Source organism: Microcoleus sp. N9_A2 (genome assembly GCF_036701775.1).
In the GTDB taxonomy this organism is placed as follows: domain Bacteria; phylum Cyanobacteriota; class Cyanobacteriia; order Cyanobacteriales; family Microcoleaceae; genus Microcoleus.
The window spans coordinates 47,768-68,483 of the sequence record NZ_JAUBRH010000007.1; the positions used below are offsets into that span (position 1 = coordinate 47,768).

Below are 20,716 nucleotides of genomic sequence, written 5' to 3' on the forward strand. Positions count from 1 at the left end.
GGACATAATATGACTTCCGAAATTACGTTAAAGTTGTGCGTCGGCAACTCTAAATTTTGAAGATTCCGAAGCTAATTCAGCATCGACTTTTAAGAGATATTTGAGAAAGTGAGCGCTGCTATTTTCCGAAAGCTTCTTAATAATTTGACCTGTTTTCAAGTCAGCAGCTAAGACCGGATTATCAGTTTCATCTCTGACTAAACACCTAACATTATTGCGAGATTTGCTAATAAAAGCTGTCCAGTTTCCCACAGGAATTGTAGTTTCTCCAGTTTGGTTATATGCTTCACAAATCGCATCTTTCAGCAATTGTGAGAGGTAGGCGGGGCTGGCAGCAATGTCTTGGGATTGAGACGGCGGTTTGTTTTGACAAGGGGTTGGCGATACGGATTGCGATCGCTCTTGACAAGGGGTTGGGGATACGGATTGCGATCGCCCTTGACAAGGGGTTGGCGCGACTTCTGCAAGTTCCTCAACTAATTCAATTAGTCGCACGGAACTAGGGTTGATGTTTAAGATCAGAGCGCTGCCTTTAGGCGAGGGTTCAATAGTGGCCTCAAAGGTAGTGCCGATCGGCAATTTAGGTGAATTAGCAGAGAACATAGCTAATTCTTGTCCGTCAAGGAGGACAATAGGGCTGCCGTCGCGCCTTGAATCGGTACCGCTAACAGAACCCACCTCAAAAGTCAATGTTTTCTGCCTCCATTTTGGAGCGCTAAAGTCAACATCTTTCAAGTCATTGTACTTCTGTCCAATCAGTTCAGCTCTGTCAAACTGAAAGGTTTGCAACTGCTGGCAAATTTCATCTGTAAACAAATTGAGAACCAATGCTGCTTTAGGTGTTTGGTTTTGGGACTCAAGCCAAGTATAATCAGCAGGAGCTACAATACGTGAACTCACATCTTTGGTGCGACCAAGACCATCGCGGTAAGTTAAGTCTAAACTGTCGATGTCGTTGACATTTTCGCAAAACTTCTTCTCAAGAATTCCCACCAGTTTGTCGCTGGGTTCAATTAAGGCAAAATTGACCATTGGCAGGCTCGAATGCAAAGTTGCTTCATATTTAATGCCTTTGCTGTCTAACAATTCTTTCCAATGTCCAGCTAAGTCTTTGCCAACTGGGTGTCGCTTCTTATCCCTGACAGTCTTATTGCTGCCGTCCCGTTCAAATTCCTCGAAAGGGACGCTCAAAACGTAAGTATCTTTTGGCATTGCTTCGTGCAGTCGCTCGTACTCAGGTTCAAGGTTGAATTCAATCAGCAGTTGGCGAGAAAGTTCCTTACAAGCTTTGCGAGGAACTTCTAAGTTGGGATTTGCGGTTTCGACGTGCCACATAGCACTAGCAGCTAAAAACCTTTCTTCAGCGTTGGGAAAAGCTTCGGTCACATCGGCTCTTAAGCTCTCGTATAACTTGCTGACGGCTTCTTTAATTGCCTTAGAATCGCCGCCGCACTCCAAGTGAATTTCACCCATCCTTTCTCGATAGCGTTCCTTAATATCTTGCGCCCACCTGACATAATGTTTCTCCCATTTTTCTCGCTCATCTAAGTCAGAAGGAGACTCAAACAAGTAGCGAAACTCGTCGCGGTGGCGGCTTTTTAGACGAGTCGGTTCCCACTCTGGATTAACAGCCTCCCTAGCAATGCAATTGATAGCGGTGCCGTCTCCTATAGGTAATGGCACCGTTTTGTAAAGCCTGGGGTCGTCTTTGTAATCAAATAGGTAGCTTGGGTGCTGTTCTGACCACTGCTTAGCCTTGGACAATAAGGTGGGGTGGTGGTCTTCGGTACGAGTAGCACTTTTGGGGCTGTCCACTTCAATTTGCAGGGCATCAAATAGCTTTCCAAGAAGCTGCCGCTTCTGTTGATTGAATAAACTTTCTGGCTGTCCCGGTTCTGCTGCTGACGATTGCACTCTCCCGATTAAGGTAGCCACCCAGCCGATTTTATTTTGGGCGATCGCTACGGCAATTTGCCGCAATTTGGTATACTTGCGATCGCCATCACTATCGGTAGCTTTAGTGTAGTCAACTTTCTCTCGCTTCTCAACAGCATCGTACTCATTCTCTTGATTAGCGTGCCTGGTTTCAGAGGCGATGTTGGGCATTCGGGAAGCAGGCGTAATCACTAATTGATCGCCGTCAAAATCGCATTGATGATGCTGCATGGCTTGGTCAGAGCGAATGAAAACACACCCTTTGTACTGCGTTAATTCAGCATGGCTTTTGTTGTCTACTGTGTAGCGGCGGATGTTATCTTTACTGACAATTGGGTATCGGGTAACGATGACTTCTGTGCCGTGTCGCAAGTGGGGGGCAACAATTGTACCGGGCTTGAGGCTTTCACAAGGTTGAGCCATTGCTGAACCGTGATGAATTGCTCCCTTAATTGCTAAGTCTTTCCACTTTTTAGCCAGTTGTTCTTGCATGAAATCGACGACTTTGGGAAAGTCGAGGAGTTGACCGAGTTTGTCGTTCCTCAAAATTGAAATTAGCCGGGATTCGTTGCGCTGGGCTTTTTCATCTGTTTCGTCTTCTAATCCGCTGCTGTCTTCGTGAAGGCTAGATTGAAAAGCAGCTTTTTTGTCGTGCTGCTCCACTAAGTATTTGGCAAGTTGCAGCCGATTGTTTTGCAAGTCAGCTAGCTTTTGGGCTTCAGCTTTAGTTGGTGTGGCGATGTCAGCCTGAATAGCTGCTTCGGAATACCAAATCGAAAATTGCCAGGAATTTTCGTATTCAGTTACTTTGGCGTTGCCTCGATTTCCCAGTATAGCTTTGGGAAATTCGTAGTCGCCACAGGGGATAAGTTCAGCTAATTGCTCTTTAGCAACTCCTTTGATAGAGGAGCGATCCATGATGATATCATAACCCAAGTCGGAGGTTAAATTAGCATCAGGCAACAGCGTTCCTTTGGCAAGAAAGCTAATTTCTGGAGTGTGGCAGTCTTCTTGTCCCCATTCCTGCATCCAGGCAAATCTGAATTGAAAAGGTCGGTTGTAATTCCCTCCTAATTGTTGGGCTAGTGCCGGTGAAATTTTACCGTGACAGTCTCCGGTTTGCCACTTATGAGCTTTCGCTTTTTCACTTTGGTCATCGCTTTGAGAATCAACAATTTTGAGTCGCAAGGTTTCGCCGTCAAGGGAGCTATCTAACAATTTGGCTCCTTGGTTGCAACTGCTAACTAACAGTGAGCCGTAACGACAGGCGTGGTCGGGTTGGGTTTTGAATACGCTCAACAGTTTGGTTGAGAGTTCAATGTCTGCAAAGTACACATTTTTGCCGGAGCTGAAAGCCACTCTTCTGGTAATACCATCTCCGAAATCGATGTTTTTGAGAGGGTCGAAGCTGCTATCATTTTGGTCGGGTTTAACGATGGTTAGGGATGCTAATTCTTCAGGTTCAAAAAGCAGTTCAAGCAGGGAGTTACGCAGCACTTCTGATTCAGCTTGGTACCGCCCCTTTACTCTACCGTCAGTCAAGGACATATCAAAGACTGGGATTTTTAGTCCTTCCCCAGCTACCCATTCTGTGGAGCGATATTCTGGGGTAAGTTTTCTTCTACTCATTGATTAGCTCCTGAATTAGAGTTTTTACATTGTTAGGACTTACGCACAGCAATAGTCCAGATTTTGACAAGGTTGTTCCTTCACAAATTCCTGCTACTGAGTGATATTCACCCCCTCCAATTGGAGGGGTTTAGAAGAAAGAAGTAGCGTGTTACAATCAGAATGACAATCCCAATGTGGAGAAAAAAAATGAAAGTAGTTCGCACAACTACGGCTATGAAAAGCCAACGGGATTATTTCTCTGATAGCGATGCACTTGCCCGCGTTGCTTTTGGAGAAGGTGAAAACAGTCAGCAGTTTGGCGGTTTGAGTTTTGATGCTGACGGGGTTATTAAAGGTAGAGCATCAACGTTGTTCAACGTCACCGAAGAACAAGTGGAGAACCCTCAATACTGGATTGATTTATAAGAGATACCGACCGAAATTAAGTCTTCGCTCTTACAAAACAAACGTGTCACATTGTAATACCATTTCTAAAAAGTCTTGCTACAATTTGCATCGTTGGGTTTATTTCACGAAATCAACCTACTGTTGCTACTGTTGCATGACTTTTCAGAAATGGTATAATTCGGAGGTGTCTAATTCGGATATGTCTAATAATTTAGGTGTCAGACCAAGGTATTCCTGACACCTAAAAAGATGGCTAACGCCGTTTTTTGGACTGCGTTTTATCCGAAGAACGACTCTCAAGCGTCTGGTTGGCTTGAAGAGAGTGTAAATTGTTACCGGGAAGCAAGCTGTAAACCACTTTGCGCTTGCGGAAAACCCTAGTGCCATCTACAGGCATTCCTTGTTTCCAAGCGTCTGAAATCGCCTTTTTGTCGGCAGAAATTACGGTTTTGGTTTCGACTCGGCGATAGGGTTCTGGCAGTTGAGATGGGTCAATCAAAATTTCACAGGTAGGCGGATTTTCCTTAACAGTAATGCGGCGGTGTTTGCCGATAACTTCTGAAGTTAACACGCCGCACTCGTTGAAGTAGAGAACGGTTTTGTCTAACCGCTCTCTCCACCCCTGGAGTTTGTGGAGAGCTCTTGAATGCAGTTCTATCAAATACTGCATCCGGGCTGTAATTCCTGCAATCTCGGCATCAATTTGGTCGGCTAAGTCGGCATGGGCATCAACAGCAAGTTCCTGGGTTTCTTGGGTTTGCCAAAGGGATTGCAGCAGTTGGTCAATTTCTTCTGAGCTTTCTGCTGATTCTAGTTGATGCCAAACTTGAGCCGCAGTTATTGAACTTTGAGCAAGCGTCGCTGTGGCTAAATTCATGCTTAGTATCCTCCGTTGATGCAGGTGTGATAATAATCGCGGCGTTCTTCGAGTTGAGTAAGCGCAGCTATTGTTGCCGCGTCGGATTTAAGAGAGATTTGTGGGTCCTTTTGAATCTGGCTACCTGGTTGAGAATGAGTTAAATTTTGTGAGCTTGACTGGGTGATTTTTTGCATACAATTCAAAAAAATTTCTTAAAAATAGCGCGACCGCGCTCTTAAAAAAAGGAGTATTTAAAGTTATGAATTATCCTATAGTTTTTTACCCAAAAGTGGTAATGCAATTCTGCCATCAATATCCTTTGCCAGAGGCAAGTTCTAGTTGTGCCACCTCATCCCAACTTCAAGAAACTCAACAATTCGAGCAACCTGTTGTTTTGCTGACTCCGCCTCAACCACCTGTGGTGTTACCTGTCAAGTTGCTGTGGTTAATTTGGGTGTTTTGGCTCTATGGTGCGATCGCACTTCCGCTATTAGCTATTTCTTGGGGTTGGCTGTGGTGGGAAATGCTGTTGGTAGTAGCTGCTTATTCATGTTTAATTGTGGCTGCTTATAGTTATGTGTTTGGTTGCCGTCAAAAACTGCTATCCAGGTATAAACAGCAAATTCTTGAGTACAAGCAACAAAATATATTATTCCATCAACATTTATCCTCGAATAAACAGCAAGAATTTTCTAATTTTAAGGTGGAAAAAGAAGGGTTGCAGACAGGTTTAAAAAGCGCAAAACTTGAGTTAGATTCCAGAAATCGATTGCTCAAGGATTTGATGTCACTTCGCGTTAGTCCTAATGGCACATCTCAAGCTCGGCAAGGAGTGAGTGAACAACGCTTTTTGCAATACTTACAGCAATATTTCGAGGAAGTTGTCCAAGCAGCAGAGTTTAAAATTCCGTTATCTCAGAGGAGCTATTCAGCAGATTTTACTGTAATTCACACTCCATCTGGACTCGGAATTGATGTCGAGATTGATGAACCTTATGCTGGCAAATCTAAGAAGCCCACTCACTGCTGCGATGCTGACAGGGATATGCGCCGCAATCAATTATTCTTAGAGTGGAATTGGATTGTGGTTAGGTTTACTGAAAAGCAGGTGGTTCAGGCTCCTTTGAGCTGTTGCAAGTTCTTGGCGATTGCGATCGCCTTTGTAACGGGCGATCGCTCTTATTTAAAGCAACTGGAAACTGAGCCCGATTTGCTAAGCGTCAAACCTTGGACAACAAGAGAGGCAAGGGTTATGGCTAAAAGCAACTATCGCCTTACTTATTTACCTGGATTTGGTGTCGGTTCTGCTTGCGATCTGGTTTCAAAGTTTTGATGCGAGCGCACGCAATATCCGACTTATTGACTGCAATAAATGTTTATAATTAATACAAAGGAGATAAAATAGATATGCTGTCATTTGAAGAGGGGTTCATTGAAAGTCAACAGCTCAACCAAAGACTTCTGCAAACGATTCGCTTAGTTGGAGAATACAAGGGAAAGCAGGAGTTATTCAAACAACAAGCCCCACAAGTTTTAGGCACTTTGCGCCAAGCTGCGGTTATTCAGAGTACCGAATCTTCTAACCGCATTGAAGGCATTACTGTGCCGCTAGAACGGATTAAGAAATTAGTAACTGAAAAAACAACGCCGCGCGATCGTTCAGAACAAGAAATTGCGGGTTATCGGGACGTGCTAACTACAATTCACACCAGTTATAACCACATTCCTTTTAGTACAGGTGTCATTTTACAACTGCACCGCGACCTTTACCAATTTGCTGTTAATACAGGCGGCCGCTGGAAAACAGTGGATAATGAAATTAGCGCTACTTATCCTGACGGGACTAAAGTGGTGAGGTTTCAACCTACTCCCGCTTATGCTACTCCTGCGGCAATGGAACGCCTGCAAGAACGGTTTAATCGCCTCTGGGAATCGGGCGAGATAGAACCTTTATTGCTGATTCCAACTTATATTTTAGATTTCTTGTGCATTCATCCATTTTTAGATGGAAACGGGCGGATGGCAAGGTTGCTCACTTTGTTGCTGCTTTACAAAGCCGGTTATGAGGTGGGGCGATTTATTAGTTTGGAACGGATTGTGGAGAGAACTAAGGAAAGCTATTACGATACGCTTTACCAATCTTCCCAAGGATGGCATGAAGGGCAGCACAACCTGTTACCTTGGTGGGAGTATTTCTTGGGAGTCATGCTGCTATCAGCTTATCGGGAGTTTGAGCAGCGGGTGGGATATGTTACATCCGCAAAAGGAACTAAAACGGCGATTGTATTTGATGCGATTAACAATTTGCCTCAAGAATTTTCAATTAGAGAGTTGCAGGAAAGGTGTCCGACAGTGGGAATTGATTTGATTCGGCGTTTATTGCGCCGGGAGAGAGATGCTGGGCGTTTGGAATGTCGGGGACGAGGGGTGGAGGCGCATTGGCGAAAGCAATAGATATCTCCCAAAAAGACAGTTATGAACAGGCCGTTGGGCCTGTTCCACCGTTATGGGAGATGTCTAATAGATACAGGAATTACGCACAAACAACTGGGTGTTGAGTTTAAGTACGAAACTTAACACCCAGTTGCAACTATTTATGCAAGCTCATGAAAGCGGTGTAGATCGGAAAATTGGCTTCTTGGTAATGGGAAAAAGGTAATCGGTCAACTGTATCTCACAATGTTTGAAAACTGTTATATTTCGTCCTAGTGGGATTGCATTTCCTACAAAAAAGCTGATTTTTCCTTTCAATTTTTGCACAGAGGGCAAAAACGTTTGTGATTTTTTGACCTTTTGATTCTCCTTTCAAAACTTTTGTCTGCAACCCAGCATTCTGCCAAGACAAAGTTTATTCCGCGTTCTCGGGCAGCGGCGCAAAATTTAGCACCTCTGCCTTTTTTATGTTTCCAAAGCCTTTCGTCCAAATCTTTTGTCCAGCCGACGTAGTGTTGGGCTGGATGAGTTGAACATATCGGCTTTTCAAAGTGCAGAAGATACACGTATCCTGCCATGAAAGTTTGCCATTTTTGAATGTGGTTTTAATGTTTGCTATTGGCGGCCGGAGAAACAAACTTGTCTCTCCGGCATAATTGAATTACCAGTCGATTTTTAGCTCGCAGTTTTTGTTGCTGTCGTTGCTGCTACCATTGCTGCTACCATTGCTGCTACCATTGCTACTACCATTGTTGGTGTCGTTGTTGCTACGGTTACTGCTTTCGAGAGGGAATTGGAAGTTTAAGGCCAGCAGCTCTTGCTCGATAATTGACTTTCTGTCTAGGACTTTTTTGTCTCTTAAAAGTCGTAGAGCGTGGATTATTTTGTCGAGCGTTTGATAGCTTGTTTGTTGAAAATTTAAGACCAGTGTTGTTTGCCTTCCCATAATGTACAGTTGGTTTTCTGTTTGGTGGACCAAGGTTAAATTATTGAAGTAGTAGGTGTTGGTTTGCGATACTTCCATTTTTTATCTCCGATACTTTATTTTTTGGCGCGACAGCGCTCATAAATTTGTTTTTTCGTAAATGTTAGTGAGTACGATAAAATGTATAAATAATTTATTTTTACCCATGTTGACTCACAAATTATTTGAGCAAGCACCGTCTCAATTTACTTAATAGTTACGCCAAAATAGTTGATAAATACGTTAAAAAAGCTGTCATAATTAGTGGCAGTAATCAGTAATTGGTAGTCCTACCTAGTAAGGATACTTGGGGGGATAAAACGGTTGACCCACCGTTATCAAAACCCTGATATGGCAGAACTACCCAGGAATTTATGTCGAAACCATGAAATTTGTTAGCTAGCGCTTTTATTTAATATAAGTCAAAATTTTAAGTGGCAATAACTAATCCAGTTCGATATCTTGGGTGCGCCGTTTATACTGTTGGTTATTTTGTTTGTGAGTTGGCTGTTCTTGCTCAATTAATTGTATCCAGATATCATTCCAACTTGACTGTGGATTAACAAGTTTTGCATTCGGTAGCAGCGCGCTCGCATTTCGAGCGAGCTGAGACTCTTCTGCCATCGCTATAATAACGCTATCGAGTTCTTGTAAAAATTGTATCGGCAGTTGTGAAGCTCGTTCAATTCCTAGGTAAAGTGTCGCTGGTGCTGTTGTAGAGTTATCCTGTTCAATAAGCAAAATTGAAAGGGCTTCGATTGGGTTACAGGCAATCACAGCTCGCTCAATTTCTCCAGTAGTGGCTACCCAGAAAGCAGCTTCAGATGATAGGGGATGGGTTGTAATAAAGTTGCCTCTTTCATCGAGAACAAAAGCGAACCGGGCTTCCCCGTCAAGCGTCCGTGCCGTAAAGACAGCCTTTTCAGAGGCGGCATACAGCCAAGAATGAGAGTGCAATAAATCGAGTAACTCTAAAGGTAAACTGTACTCGACTGCTAGATGCGATCGGACTTTTTGCCACTGAGTTTCATTCATTTCAGGCAGGATTGACAGTTGTAACTCTAACTCATTTGCTGTTGCAGGAATTGCAGGTGCGGTTGTTTCTAGCTCAGATTGTGACAACTCTAATTTATTTGCTCTTGCAGGAGTTGCAGGTGCGCTTGCTACTAACTCGGATTGTGACAACTCTAACTCATTTGGTGTTGCAGGAATTGCAGGTGTAGTTGTTTCTAGCTCAGATTGTGGCAACTCTAACTCATTTGCTGTTGCAGATAGGGTTGCTACTAACTCGGATTGTGACGACTCTAACTCATTTTCCTGTGCCTCGCTGGGGGCGATAGCTAAGTGTTGTGGCTGCATTAAAGCCTCAATTAGGGCGTTATCTCGCCCTTTGTCATAGCTAACGCCTCGATGCTTCTGCAATCCACAAAAAGTGTAGGCTTTACCCAACTGAGTACCACTTAAAGCGACTCCATCTAAATTGTAAGAAATGCCTTTACTGAAGCCAGTTCGAGTCAATCCGACTTGCACCTCTACGCCTTGTTGCTGCAACCGCTCAACGAATTCTGGCATACTTGGGTTGTCTTGGGTAACTTCATCAATTAGGTCTTGCAATTGCACCCTGACACTCTTGTTTCCCTTGCTTTTTAATTGCCTGTGTTCTCCTGTAGTCTGAGCTCGCTTGTCTGTTTCCCAACTGGGTGTAACAGTTTCCAGGCTGTAGTTCCGTTCGAGTTGGCGAATAGTTTCTTGGCTTTTGTAATAATCCCAGCTATCGTCAACAACACCTCCATCTAGGCAAATGCGACTGGCGACGATGTGGATGTGGTCGTGTTCTGTATCGCTGTGCTTGACAACTGCGTACTGGTTATTGTCAAATTCCATCGCTTTCATGTAGTTGGCTGCAATCGCCAGCCAGCGTTGGTCATTTTCTTCAGAATCTTCTAGTTTTTCAGTGCTTGCAACAGATAAAGTGGCGTGAAAAACTGCTACTTTCAGGTTAGGTCTTAGTTGTCGGGCGATGCCAAATTCAGCAGCCAGTTCTTCTGGAGTTTGTCCGCACATAGTACCGCCAATTAGAGCGGCGTCTTTTTTGCCCAGCACGTAGTTCAGACAGCCTCGAAAGCCTGTACCTTTGATTTGTTTGCCAATCATAACCAAAAAGCCGTCAGTTGCACAGAATCGATTGCTCAGGCGGTAAAGCTGAGGGTTGTTAATAATTAGCGTACTGTAGATTTGGCGAGGTTTGCAACTACTGTTTTAATTGCCTTCCCGTTTTCTCGAATGAGTTTATGTACGCTTTCTAAGAGTCCTGTATTGACAACAACGGGTTCTCCCAATGCCACAGCACTATTGCAAGCTTTAGCAATTTGATTGAGGTTGTTTCCTGCAATTCTAAGTTGGGCATCAATCTTGCATAAAACTTGATAGGCTTTCAAGTCAAATGCAGCTAGAGGGCGTGGCATGGTTCTCCTCAAAGCTGCACGGCGCATGAAGTCGCTCATGCTCAAATTTACTTGCTCTGCTCTTGCTTTAATTTGATTGTAGTCAGAGTCAGTTAGGCGAATGTGAATATGGTTTGATAGCAGCTCTCTGGGTTTGACTTCCGATAAAGTTTTCATAGTTTTTAATCAGTAAAAACCTTTTGCCAAGATACAAGTTAACAAGTGTAATTAAAAACCGCTAGTCAGGTAATTTTATCCCCTCCAATTGGAGAGGGCTATTAGAGGGTTTATCAAAGTAGAGACTGACGCCTACCCAACTCTAACTTAATTTAATTTGTTTGTATAAATTATAGCGAGTGAGGCGATCGCAGTGGAAAGACGATTAAACGTCTGACGGCGATGGCTAGTTAACAAGAGAGCGATGGCTGGTTAACAAGAGAGCGATGGCTGGTTAACAAGAGAGCGAGCAATGCGATCGATCGCTACCCAAGTGCGATGGGAAAGTTGTGGCAATTGATGCCTGTGCTGCCACAAAAGCCGACACAACAACAGGAGCAATGTGAACAGCCGGCACAGTCGAAGAGCGGGTAAAAATCAAGCGCTTTGATACCTAAGATTCCCCATTCATAAGGGTGCATTGTTTTTATTGCTGCACGTAAAAGTCAGGTTTGTGATCACAAAAACATTGCTTGCTACCGATTGAGAACAGCCCTAACCAGCCTCAACAGCCAAAAGCAGTCTCTGCACAAAAAAGCAGTAATTTGACCGAAAAAGTCAGGCATTTGCAGGATATTTTCAGGTAAATGCAGGTAAAGTGCACCCCCTGCAAATACCTGCACTTGCCTGACTTTATACTGCAAATCCCTGACTTTATACTGCAAATCCCTGACTTTAGCTGACGCAACAATTAGCTAATTTTTTAGCGTTTTTAACAACAAGTGGATTGACTTAATAGTCAAGTTGTGGCATCGGAATTGAATAAAAAATCAAGTTGAGCAAGTGTGAGAAAGTGGGCAACACAGCAGCCGTTATGTCAGTCTTGACAGTTGCATAAATTGCTGTTGTCGGACTCGCGCTTTGCAATCGGCTAAACTGTTGGTATGAAGGCAGGTTAAGAGCAGACCCTAATACGGTGTCTTAAGGGCGAGAGCGTCTGTGATCGTTGCAACGTCGGTCAAGTAATGAACTTATCCTGATGAAGCTTTCGTGGTTGCAAGTCCTAAACGTGTTTATACACGTTTTTTCCAATAGGCTAAATTCTGGTCACAATAAAATGAATATTACTGAAAGGTAAACGACATGACCCGAGAGGAAGCAGGGCGACGAATTGAGCGAGTCGCCGATGAAAAATTAATAAAACTAAATTTATCGGGGTTGCAGTTGGGAGAAGTGCCACCGGAAATTGTCAAGTTTACGTATCTGAGAGAGCTTGACCTTCGTAACAATCAGATTAGCTTCATCCCAGACATGATCGGGCAATTGTCTAATCTGACAAAGCTTTCCCTCAGTGAGAATCAGATTAGCTCCATTCCAGACGTAATTGGGCAAATGTCCAACCTAGTAGGGCTGGACTTCAGTAAGAATCAAATTAGCTCCATCCCAGACGTGATCGGACAACTGTCCAATCTTGAATGGCTTAAACTCAATAACAATCAGATTACCTCCATTCCAGAAGTGATCGGACAACTGTTCAATCTGACAACGCTTTACCTTGGTTACAATAAGATTACTTCTATCCCAGAGGTGCTGGGGCAACTGTCAAAGCTGATATGGCTTAACCTCAATAACAATCAGATTACCTCCATCCCTGAAACGCTGGGGCAACTGTCAAAGCTGACATCGCTTAATCTCAATAGCAATCAGATTACCTCCATCCCTGAAACGCTGAGGCAACTGTTGGAGCTGAGAGAGCTTAACCTTAAGAGCAATCAGATCACCTCCATCCCTGAAGTGTTCGGGCAACTGTTCAATCTGAGAGAGCTTTACCTTAATGGCAATGAGATTACCTCTATTCCAGAGGCGCTCAAGCAACTGTCTAATCTGAAATGCCTTGGCCTCAATGACAATCAAATTACCTCTATCCCAGATGTACTCGGTCAACTGTCAAAGCTAACATCACTTAATCTCAATAGCAATCAGATTACCTCCATCCCAGAGGCGCTCGGGCAACTCTCGAATCTGACAGAGCTTGGCTTCAATGACAATCAGATTACCTCCATTCCAGAGGCACTTGGGCAACTGTCGAATCTGGAATGGCTTTACCTTAGTAACAACGAGATTACCTCTATCCCAAAGGCACTCGGGCAACTCTCGAATCTGAAAGGGCTTCGCCTCAATGACAATCAGATTACCTCCATTCCCGATGTACTCGGGCAACTGTCGAATCTGACAGAACTTGGCCTCAGTAACAATCAGATTACCTCCATTCCAGAGACACTCGGGCAACTCTCGAATTTGGAATGGCTTTACCTCAATGACAATCAGATTACCTCCATTCCAGAGGCCCTCGGGCAACTCTCGAATCTGAGAAAGCTTCGCCTCAATGACAATCAGATTACCTCCATTCCAGAGACGCTCAAACAATTGCCGAGGCTGAAAATATATGAATAGGCTGAGCTAGCTGTAGCAGTTCCAAGTCTTAGGTGGGGAAAGTTGAGTTTCCCTGCCTATCCGTTTATAAAAATAGTGTTTTTTTTCCTCAGTTTTCCCTCAAAGCAGCACTGATGTCCGTTTATGGAAATGGTATTAACTGCACGGTAATTAATCGTGTCTTACGGCCCCGCCTATCCGTTTATAGAAATGGTGGCTTCCTTATTCGCTATCGATTTACCGGGGAATTAACCAGGAGCGATCGGGCTACCTGCCAAGCCGATCGCTCCTGGTTTTTCCGTGGTCAGCAAGGAAAAATCAAAGAGCGGCAGACCTAGGAAAACTTTCGGCAATATGCGTTTTTATGAGTTTTTATACGTTTTTGTGAGATCGCCCATCACCTTTTAGCTGCTCAAACTCTTCAAATTGCGTTTTGCCGATGATCGCCAAAACATCGGTGGATGTAAGAAAGGCCCGCGTCGGTTGCCACCGCAAAATCCTCCTCAATAAGTAGTAGGACACAATTAATTACACAAAACTATGGGCTACAAGCCTTGTCTAGTAAAAAATTAGCAAAGAATCAGTGTGTAATTAATTCTGTCCAATTACTTAGCTGAAGCTACGGCGCGAGATGGGTAGCCGTGAGCCTGTTTGATTCTATGAGCTCCGTTGTGCGCGATCGAGCTATCGCACAGGCATCAATTGCTCGCTACCCAGGTGTGACGGGAGCAATTGATGCCTGTGCTGCCACAAAAGCCGCCACAACAACAGGAGCAATGTGAGCAGTCGGCACAGTCTCAGAGCGGGTAAAAATCAAGCTACTTAACACCTAGGATGCCCCATTCATAAGGGTGCATTATTTTTTTTCAGCACGTAAAAGTCAGGTTTGTACGGACAAAACCATTGCTTGCTACCGAGAGAGAACAACTATAACCAGTCCCAACAGGTCAAGACACGAACAGCACAAAAAGGCAGCAATTTGACCGAAAAATTCAGGTATTTGCAGGATATTTACAGGCATTTGCAGGTAAAGTGCAGTCCCTGCAAATACCTGCAAACGCCTGACTTTATACTGCACTTGCCTGACTTTATACTGCAAATCCCTGACTTTATACTGCACTTGCCTGACTTTAGCTGACGCAACAATTAGCTAATTTTTTAGCGTTTTTAACAACAAGTGGATTGACTTAATAGTCAAGTTGTGGCATCGGAATTGAATAAAAAATCAAGTTGAGCAAGTGTGAGAAAATTGGCAGGTAGCTAAAATTTATGAAGCGATTTTGTAGCGTAGTACCCACTATGCCAGCAATAAAGTTGAGGCTGGACTATCTGGTTTTTGCGTTCCGTTGAGGCTGTTTGCGAGTGTAAGGCTTACATGGTAGTGCGTACTTGAGAGAGTACCCTGGCAACTATTTCCAGCATGAGTATCTGCGGGTTCATAGAGCAGCGACGATCCTTTTTTCAAGTTCGCCGACTGCCAAACGTTGCTCCCGCACCCGACCAACTCGAATAGCGTCAATCAAGCTGAGCAAGGCGTAGAGTTCTGGATCGTTACTGGCAGCTTGGGGGACTGAGCGGTACAGAGGCGCGATTGCCTGCCCTCTCACGACACCTTGAGGGTCAGGCCAGACGTAAACCTCAGACGGTGAGGCAACCAGCTTGCTTTTCAATGGCTCAGCAGAATGTGCAGTTGGCAGTCCCCGCGAGAGGGGGCCTGGCTGGGCGTAGAATACATAGCGCAACCCGTGAACCAAGAATTCCAACACCGCTTGCTTCAAAATTTTCCGCTCGGAGCCATAATACAGACCGGCCGCTTCAGAACGCTCAAGGGCAGCATGAACCTCTGATGCGCTCATGCCCAAGCTTTGAGCGAGAGAACTGTACGTCCAGTTCGTTGAATCCCAACTGTGGACTTTGAGTATGGTAACGATATCTTGCGGTTTGAGCATAGCTTTATGCGCTTTCTTTCCTTTATTCTATATTCGCGAATAGCGAATAATTGAGATGTGGCGACTTTAATTTACTGCAAGGCGCTCGTTGAAGGGCGTGAGCAATGGGCGGGAGTATAGCGATCACTTGTCCTGAATTGCGGTTGTAGGTGCGATCGCACCATCCACTTCATCCATTTGGCGATTAATTTCTTTAGCAGTATAAATATATCTCTGAACATTGCTATTGCTACACCTTACTTCTGGTTTCGAGGTGAGGTGGATATCGGTTCTTAGTTTGAGATTGGAGGATAATTTCTGCTCAATCAAGAAAATCAGTCTCTACAATATATACTTGTTTCTATTGGTAGGGCGATCGCTTGTTTGCACGTTGCAGATTTTGCTGGAAAATGGCATGGGAAACACGGGTTAGCGCGATTTCGTTATAGTTCAGTATCAAAACAGCAAGCTCATAAATAATAGAGCCGCTGCTTGCACAAACCCTCCGCGATTGGCGATCGCTTCAGTTGGTGCGATCGCGAGTGATTGGCATTGATTACCGGTCAATTTGACCTAATTGTTTTCCCTATTCGCTCCCCCGCATTTGCGGGTAGTCATTGGCAATTGTTTCAGTTGGTGCGATCGCAGGAATTGGAATCAAAGTTTACCCGATAGTAGTTCTAGCAGCAACTATAGCTGAAAAGAGCATAAACAAACAGGCTCAACCCAACCACTAAGAGTCAATATTCAGGTTATCCGTTGAAATACTGCATCGAAAAGTATTTGTTGAGCCTGCTAATTCTGCTAAAACTGCGAGGGCGATCGTTCGTCTAATTGAATTTTTGTTCAATACTGAGCGTGTTGTGGCACTACCATACAAACGTTCCTCTTTATTTGAGAAGTTTTTTATATATTGGTATAAATATATCTCTGAACATTGCTATTGCTATCAGTGATCCTGCTTTTTGTGCAAGCTTCCTCTCTGGCATAAGTTTGAGTTCTCATGCGGTTTTTGTTGCTAACAAGCCCCCAAATTCAGCTAACAATTAAGCTGAGCTTGCACAAGTTTACTCGCACATTCTCATAAAAAACAGCCAAAAACAGCTAAAAACTCACGAAAACTCAGTCTCAAAAAGTTAATTTTGAGGTTTTTTCCTGTCCCGGTACACTTAATATCAATTTAACAATTTAACAGCAAACTCTACACTCCTAATTCCATGAATTGTAGCAGAGGCTCAAAAGTGGTAGCATTTATAGCAAGCTGTATTTTCACAATTTAGCAAGCAAAACTAATTGAAAAGCTGTTAAGACTGCCTAAAAAATAGCGGCCTCGTTATTAGCCATTCAGCTATTGCATATTAATGTATCGGACAAAGGCGGTAGCGTTTTTCTAACAAGAGTTGCAGTTCAGTTTGTTTGCTAGATTGAAGGCAGTGCTACCGTACTTTTGTACAAAAAAGCGAAGTGCCTCAATATTTTTGGGCTGCCAGAATGCTAATAGCGTTACTTCGGCAAGCCAGTAAAATTTGTAGTCAAAGGAAAAGCCGCAAAACTTGTTAAACTAGGCAATGAGAAGGCAGTGACAATTGTGGGGCGATGGTACGGTTGTACTTGATTTCAGAGAGAGCGCGTGAGCCTCGCGCCTCTAAGTTTTAGGCCGTAACGATGCTACCCAAGTTGAATGGGGACAGTTGCGGTAATTGATGCCAGTGTTGCCAGAAAAGTCGCTACAACAGTATGAGCAATCGGCACAGTTGGATATCGGGTAAAATTAAGCCCTTTGTCACACTTGGTTAACATCCATCAGTGGCATTGATTGGGACAGTGGGATATCGGGTAAAATTAAGCCCCTTGACACTCCATCTCTAGTTTTTAGGTAGTTGTGGCGATAGCTGCACGGCGATCGATTCAAAGCCAATTCTTTGTGGTGATTTGAATTATTTTGACTTTAAAAACTGCAACTCGCGACTCGGCTACCTTTACTCGAATATCCGAATCAGCCTGCAACTCGCTACCACTGGCTCCCCATTGATGCTATCAATCCAAGTACACTTTGACCAAAACAATGCAGGAAAATCGCACTTACTCATTCACAATTTTTAGCTAAAATTTGGGAGGAAAAAAGAGGAGAAACCAGCACAGTTATTACTCGTTACACCTCGTAATTCCTACTTTTTCGGTCACAATCAGTATAAATACTTATCAGTTTTTGTAAAGAATTGTTGCTTTTGACGCGATTTTTTGTAATTTAGACCCTTCTGAATCCTCCTCAATCCTCGTAGTTAGTACCCTAGTCGCATAGCAAGCCATGTCAAATAGACGTTATAGGGGGTAAAATTGAGCACTCTTTGCAAATTAAGGGTTTTTGCAAGATTGCTATGAGAATTGTTGGTAGGCAGAAGTTGCGCTCACGCTCACTCTGGAAGCCAAGGCAAGAAAGTTTGATGGGGCAGTTTGGACTTGGATAGAATTGTGCTTCTGCCAGTCGCTCTTGAAGCCAGGAGCGAGCCTGTTGGTGTACACGACAGCCGCCTTTACGAAGGAGCATTGCCGGGCACGACACAAGCCAGTTGGTGCAGTTCGGCATTAGCGGCGGATGCCCGACGCGATCGCGCCTTGCCCTCCTGTTTGCAAGCGAAGCAACCGGCTGATGTCGATGATGGCGAGGGAATCGTTCGTCCGATAGCCAGCAAGAGCGCGATCGCCTTGACACCTAGGATTCCCCATTCATGAGGGTGCATCGTTTTTGTTTCTGCACGTAAAAGTCAGGTTTGTACGGACAAAACCATTGCTTGCTACCGATAGAGAACAGCGAAAATCAGCCTCAACAGGCAAATGTACGCTCGGCACAAAAAAGCAGTAATTTGACAGGTAAATGCCGGCTCTTGCTGGACATTTTCAGATCGAAACAGGTATGGTACAGTCCCTGCAAATACCTGTATTCTCGATGATTTTGTACAGCAAACACCTGATTTTGTACAGCCAATGTCTGACTTTAGCGCTCCGCAACAATTAGCTATTTTTTAGCGTTTTTAACAAAATTTGAATTGAATTAATTGTCAAGTTGTGGCATCTGAATTGAATTAATAGTCAAGTTTCCTCGGATCGTATTGTGGCATCTGAATTGAATTAATAGTCAAGTTTCATCGGAGCGTATAGGTACAATGTTGATTGTTCAACCTCTCTTAAGGCGCGCTAAACATTTTATCCGTATTCCCAGCCGGTAAAATAAAAGACATCAACGCTCGAAGGAAGGAATGACAGATGATTTAAGCCCTACCAAAATTAATGACAATTACCTTAGAAGATTTTATGGACTGGTATCCAGACGGTTACGACCGCTTTGAATTACGTGATGGAGTAGCTGTCCAGATGCAACCAACAGGAACCCATGAACGATTAGCAGGAGAAGTCGTAACTGTAGCGACTATCGAAATTCAGCATTTGCAACGCTTTGGTTGAAATTAAAAAGTAAAAGTAGTTCGGAATAAGCCAATCCAAATACTATCATTAGCAGCATTATGCTCAGGATTAGTAATCAACAAAACTCCCGGAGTAAGAAATATGTTGTTAGTAAGTGGATAACGATAAGATAGCTCAAAATGCAGCGAACTATCGCGGTCTAAGCGAGAAGAAACATCATTACTTGTAACCTTCGGAGGCATACCAAAAACAAAATTTAACTGACTCCCCAACTTACCCAAATCAGGCACTACCGCAGTAACTGCCCAACTCCAGATGTCCGCACTAGATCCCTGTGAACCATCTAAACCATTAACACGGGGCGAAGACTCAGCCCTAGCATTAAAATAGCTAACCCAAGCGCCTAAAATCAACTTATTGCTCAACTTATAAGTAGATTGTAAGCCAAAAGCATTAGAAGAAGTCGCCGTACTTTCTCCAAAAGGCAACTGAGCAAATCTACTGCCCTTACCCCCAGTTACATTAACACTTGAACCCAAAGCGTAGTAATGACCGTAGGTAAAAGCGATCGCTAACCGATTAGATGGAGTATAAGTTAACTGAGTTAAAGCAGTATATTGACCGCCAAACAGTCCCTCAACGGGATTGCTACCACTCGTAGTTAAATAACTGACACCCGCGGCAATTTTATCGGTAAAATTATAATAGACTACAGCACCCGTACCGAAAGCAAACGAATAGATAGGACTTTCAGCACCAAAATTAGAAATAGAAGAAACAGGATTAAGTGCAGGGAAAATGCGAGTAGGAAAGTCGGCAAGAGGTGCGATCGCTACTTTACCACGTTTACCTATCGGAAACTCATAAAACAACGAGCCTAGCCTAACATTATTGCTAGTGTCAACGGCACCAATCAGGCGAGTCATATCTGTTCCAGTAATACTACTACCAAAATTGCTGACATTTCCAGCTCGAATGCTAGTGCGTAATCGGTCTCGGCCTGTAAAACTGGTATCAAAGTTGAGATTTATGCGGGATGATAAGGTGAGATTTTCATTCAAATCGTCCCTGGGATTTTCCCCAGAAGGAACAGCTTTCTCGTCTCCAAAAGCACTAATTAAATTCAAATCTACTGTCCCCCGGAGCACTGTAGTAGTGCTAAACTGATTATCGTTGAGAGAGGCTACTCGCTGTTCTAAATTATCTATTTTAGCGGTGAGGGTTTTCAGTTCTGTGGCAAAGTCTGCTTGTAGCCTTTGTACAACTGCCAACTCTTCTTTATTGGGGAATGTATTGCTCAAGCTATAAATTATACGTCCAACCTTTATCAAACAAGTATTAAAAGCAGCAGCAAATTCATAACGGGTTATAGCACGATTACCCTCGAAAGTACCTTTGCCAGAACCAGCAAGGCAACGATATTTTTCTACCAAGCTTCGCAGCGCTTCATAAGCCCAATCCCCCGGACTAACATCTCGCAAATCTGTGACACTGGTAACTTCATCCATAGCATCTGGTGGTTGGCTATATAGTTGGGGCGGTTGTAATTGGTTAGTAGGAATTTCTTGGACTTGAGGTTCATCATCCGCGTTGACTGAGGGCAACCTATTACCAGAAGATACTTGGTTTTCCAATGTGCTAGAAATCACCTTGGAATTACTCAATAATTCTTCCCAATATTTCTCGGATAAGGATCGAGTTCCCCTAACCTCCTCACCTTCGATCGGGCTTAAGGAGGGGGGGACATAGCCCTCCTCCTTTCCAATAGGAGTTGGGGGAATATTCGAGGGTTCAATATTACTAACCGACAACTCTTGGGATTCTTCCCCAAAATTATTTGAGTTGAACGTTGTTACAGATGATGGACGCAGAGATTCGTTAGTCGTGTTAATTTCACCAGTTGATGTAAGCATAACATCGGAAGGGTCTGCCAATCTAATACCTTGCTCAGTAGCCTCATTCTTCTCTGGTAAGTTGGCATTTGTAGTTGTTTGAAAGTCGGCTAATGGAATATCGGCAAAATTTGCTTGCCCCAAGACCGGAGCTAATATTAACAAGTTACAACCCAGTATTAATGAGCTTAGCGGCAAAGACAGACTCAATTTGCTCATAATTTTTCTTT

General features: G+C 43.7%; 18 protein-coding genes. 7 read left to right on the top strand and 11 right to left on the bottom strand.

Going from position 1 to position 20,716, the window contains the following annotated elements; genetic code table 11:
• Window positions 1-27 precede the first annotated feature (27 nt).
• The gene (locus tag QUA44_RS06095; protein ID WP_333249013.1) at window positions 28-3,564 is read right to left on the bottom strand and encodes a hypothetical protein; all 3,537 of its coding nucleotides are present in this window, start codon (window positions 3,562-3,564) and stop codon (window positions 28-30) included.
• A gap of 189 nt (window positions 3,565-3,753) precedes the next feature.
• Here QUA44_RS06095 and QUA44_RS06100 point away from each other — a divergent pair, with 189 nt between their 5' ends.
• On the top strand, window positions 3,754-3,972 hold the full coding sequence (locus QUA44_RS06100; protein WP_333249015.1) for a hypothetical protein: 219 nt from the start codon (window positions 3,754-3,756) through the stop codon (window positions 3,970-3,972).
• 235 nt (window positions 3,973-4,207) lie between these two features.
• On the opposite strand, the gene QUA44_RS06105 is transcribed toward QUA44_RS06100, so the two are convergent.
• Window positions 4,208-4,831 carry a siphovirus Gp157 family protein gene (locus QUA44_RS06105; RefSeq protein WP_333249018.1) on the bottom strand — a complete coding sequence of 208 codons (624 nt, stop codon included), beginning with the start codon at window positions 4,829-4,831 and terminating at the stop codon, window positions 4,208-4,210.
• 241 nt (window positions 4,832-5,072) lie between these two features.
• Between QUA44_RS06105 and QUA44_RS06110 the strand changes: the two genes are divergently transcribed.
• Together QUA44_RS06110 and QUA44_RS06115 are read left to right on the top strand one after the other, a co-directional pair.
• A complete protein-coding gene (locus QUA44_RS06110; RefSeq protein ID WP_333249021.1) occupies window positions 5,073-6,146 on the top strand; it encodes a hypothetical protein in 1,074 nt (357 codons plus the stop codon).
• A 74-nt stretch (window positions 6,147-6,220) separates the two neighbouring features.
• Entirely contained in the window at window positions 6,221-7,267 is a 1,047-nt protein-coding gene (locus tag QUA44_RS06115) for a Fic family protein (protein WP_333249024.1), read from the top strand.
• A gap of 293 nt (window positions 7,268-7,560) precedes the next feature.
• On the opposite strand, the gene QUA44_RS30645 is transcribed toward QUA44_RS06115, so the two are convergent.
• The 4 genes from QUA44_RS30645 to QUA44_RS06130 form a co-directional block, all read right to left on the bottom strand.
• Complete coding sequence (locus QUA44_RS30645) at window positions 7,561-7,824, bottom strand: GIY-YIG nuclease family protein (RefSeq protein WP_445243638.1); 264 nt, start codon at window positions 7,822-7,824, stop codon at window positions 7,561-7,563.
• Between the two features lie 83 nt (window positions 7,825-7,907).
• On the bottom strand, window positions 7,908-8,270 hold the full coding sequence (locus tag QUA44_RS06120) for a hypothetical protein (RefSeq protein ID WP_333249026.1): 363 nt from the start codon (window positions 8,268-8,270) through the stop codon (window positions 7,908-7,910).
• Window positions 8,271-8,654: 384 nt separating this feature from the next.
• Window positions 8,655-10,364, bottom strand: a complete 1,710-nt coding sequence (locus QUA44_RS06125; protein ID WP_333249029.1) for a relaxase/mobilization nuclease domain-containing protein — start codon at window positions 10,362-10,364, stop codon at window positions 8,655-8,657.
• Window positions 10,365-10,429: 65 nt separating this feature from the next.
• On the bottom strand, window positions 10,430-10,831 hold the full coding sequence (locus QUA44_RS06130) for a plasmid mobilization protein (protein WP_333249032.1): 402 nt from the start codon (window positions 10,829-10,831) through the stop codon (window positions 10,430-10,432).
• 1,122 nt (window positions 10,832-11,953) lie between these two features.
• Between QUA44_RS06130 and QUA44_RS06135 the strand changes: the two genes are divergently transcribed.
• Window positions 11,954-13,264 carry a leucine-rich repeat protein gene (locus tag QUA44_RS06135; RefSeq protein WP_333249037.1) on the top strand — a complete coding sequence of 437 codons (1,311 nt, stop codon included), beginning with the start codon at window positions 11,954-11,956 and terminating at the stop codon, window positions 13,262-13,264.
• 351 nt (window positions 13,265-13,615) lie between these two features.
• On the opposite strand, the gene QUA44_RS06140 is transcribed toward QUA44_RS06135, so the two are convergent.
• Window positions 13,616-13,765: a hypothetical protein gene (locus QUA44_RS06140; protein ID WP_333249039.1), complete on the bottom strand. Its 150-nt coding sequence runs from the start codon at window positions 13,763-13,765 to the stop codon at window positions 13,616-13,618.
• Window positions 13,766-13,902: 137 nt separating this feature from the next.
• Between QUA44_RS06140 and QUA44_RS06145 the strand changes: the two genes are divergently transcribed.
• Entirely contained in the window at window positions 13,903-14,025 is a 123-nt protein-coding gene (locus tag QUA44_RS06145; RefSeq protein ID WP_333276411.1) for a hypothetical protein, read from the top strand.
• 128 nt (window positions 14,026-14,153) lie between these two features.
• Here the strand turns inward: QUA44_RS06145 and QUA44_RS06150 are convergent, their stop codons facing one another.
• The 3 genes from QUA44_RS06150 to QUA44_RS06160 all read right to left on the bottom strand — a co-directional run bounded on the left by QUA44_RS06150 (window position 14,154) and on the right by QUA44_RS06160 (window position 15,501).
• Window positions 14,154-14,363 (bottom strand): hypothetical protein, encoded by a 210-nt coding sequence (locus QUA44_RS06150; RefSeq protein WP_333249044.1) that lies wholly within the window; start codon window positions 14,361-14,363, stop codon window positions 14,154-14,156.
• Window positions 14,364-14,679: 316 nt separating this feature from the next.
• Window positions 14,680-15,192, bottom strand: a complete 513-nt coding sequence (locus QUA44_RS06155) for a hypothetical protein (protein ID WP_333249046.1) — start codon at window positions 15,190-15,192, stop codon at window positions 14,680-14,682.
• 123 nt (window positions 15,193-15,315) lie between these two features.
• Window positions 15,316-15,501, bottom strand: a complete 186-nt coding sequence (locus QUA44_RS06160; protein WP_333249048.1) for a hypothetical protein — start codon at window positions 15,499-15,501, stop codon at window positions 15,316-15,318.
• Between the two features lie 2,130 nt (window positions 15,502-17,631).
• Here QUA44_RS06160 and QUA44_RS06165 point away from each other — a divergent pair.
• The gene (locus QUA44_RS06165) at window positions 17,632-17,904 is read left to right on the top strand and encodes a hypothetical protein (RefSeq protein ID WP_333309572.1); all 273 of its coding nucleotides are present in this window, start codon (window positions 17,632-17,634) and stop codon (window positions 17,902-17,904) included.
• A gap of 555 nt (window positions 17,905-18,459) precedes the next feature.
• Entirely contained in the window at window positions 18,460-18,633 is a 174-nt protein-coding gene (locus QUA44_RS06170) for a hypothetical protein (protein WP_333249052.1), read from the top strand.
• Window positions 18,634-18,635: 2 nt separating this feature from the next.
• Here QUA44_RS06170 and QUA44_RS06175 read toward each other — a convergent pair whose 3' ends face one another.
• Window positions 18,636-20,705: an iron uptake porin gene (locus tag QUA44_RS06175; RefSeq protein WP_333249055.1), complete on the bottom strand. Its 2,070-nt coding sequence runs from the start codon at window positions 20,703-20,705 to the stop codon at window positions 18,636-18,638.
• Window positions 20,706-20,716: the final 11 nt, after the last annotated feature.